Raw genomic sequence first — 1491 nt, 5'->3', positions numbered from 1 at the left:
GGTGAACAGGGTGTCGGGGTCGGGGCGCTCGGGGCCGACATCGCCCACGGCGTACAGGGTGAGCTCGTCGCTCATACGTTCCTCCTGGTGAGCTCGTCGCGGACCGGTGCGAGCACGGCCGCCACCGGGCCGTCGTCCGGCAGCGCCCGCACCGCGTCGCGGACGGCGCGGGCGGCCCGGTCGCCGACCACCTCGCCGGCCAGGCCGAGGAACTTGGCCTCGATCTCCGCACCGGTCATCGGCGCGCCGGGGCTGCCAGGGGCCTGCGCCACCCGGATCAGCTCCCGGCCGTCGCGCAGCCGCACCCGCACGCGGGCCAGCAGCCGTGCCGGGAACGCGGCCTCCGCCTCGGCGTCGTGGTCCAGCCGGACCCGCCGGGCCAGTGCCGAGACCGCGGGCAGGTCGAACCCGGCCGCCTCCAGCCTCGCGTAGTGCTCGGGGCCGTTGCCGCCGAGCACGAGGTTCATCGCCACCGCGTGCCGGGCGCTGAACTGGGCCTCCGTCATGTCACGCGGATGGGCACCGACGGCTCCGACGTGCGCGCGGGTGGCGTCGTCCAGGCCCACCACGATCTCCTCGATCTCGCCGACGTCCACGCTGCCGGCGACCTCGGTCAGCGCCTGCAACGGCGCCTGGACGCCCGCGCATACGCAGTACCGCTTGAGCGCCAGCCCGTGCAGCTCCCACCGCTCGCCGAGCCCGTCCGTCAGCGCGGCCGGGCGGTTGCGGGCGGCGAAGGCGCGCAGCAGGCCGCGCGGCCCCTCCACGGCGGTGCGCGGCCCGGTGAACCCGTCCCCGGCCAGGGTCGCGGCCCGGATGCCGCCCATCGCGGCCAGGCCGGCGTGCAGCCGCTTGACCTCGCCGCCCGAGCGCGTGTACTCCGTCACGCCACCCGCCTGGCTGGCCGCCAGGCCGTACGCGGAGGCGGTCGTGTCCGGGTCCAGCCCGCGCAGCCGGCAGGCCACCGCCGCCGCGCCGAAGACGCCGTGCACGCCGGTGACGTGGAAGCCCCGGTCAGAGGTGAGGGAGGGCGTCGTGGCCAGCCCGAACCGTACGACGGTCTCGAAGCCCGCGGCGGCGGCGGCCAGCACCTCCCTGCCGCCCGCGCCGAGCTCCTCGCCGACGGCCAGCGCGGTGGGGACGACCACGCAGCCCGGGTGGGCCAGCGCGGGCAGCGCGTAGTCGTCGATCTCGAAGCCGTGCCCGGCGGTGGCGTTGGCCAGCGCCGCCCACTCGGGGCGGGCGGTCGCGGCGGTCCCGTACGCGGTGCACGGGCCCGGGGCGGTCTCGCGCAGCGCGTACCGGCGGACCACGGCGTTCCAGGGCTTCGCCGAGCCGGCCAGCCCCGCGCCGATGGCGTCCAGGACGTGCCACGTGATCCGGTCGACGACCTCCGGGGGAAGGTCGGCGAACGCCAGCCTGGAGGCGAATCCCGCCAGCTCGGCGGTGGCCCCCCTGCTGGACCTGGTGAGGGGCGCCGGGGTGGGGCCC

1 protein-coding gene is annotated in these 1491 nt (G+C 77.5%); it reads right to left on the bottom strand.

Annotation, left to right across the window (positions count from 1 at the left end; translation table 11 throughout):
* Positions 1 to 71: 71 nt before the first annotated feature.
* The coding region (locus tag ETD85_RS62230) for an MmgE/PrpD family protein (RefSeq protein WP_138699086.1) at positions 72 to 1491 on the bottom strand (1420 nt) is incomplete at its 5' end.

Origin of the sequence: Nonomuraea zeae (assembly GCF_005889725.1) — a bacterium.
GTDB classification, from domain to species: domain Bacteria; phylum Actinomycetota; class Actinomycetes; order Streptosporangiales; family Streptosporangiaceae; genus Nonomuraea; species Nonomuraea zeae.
This window is presented reverse-complemented; position numbering and strand designations above follow the sequence as displayed.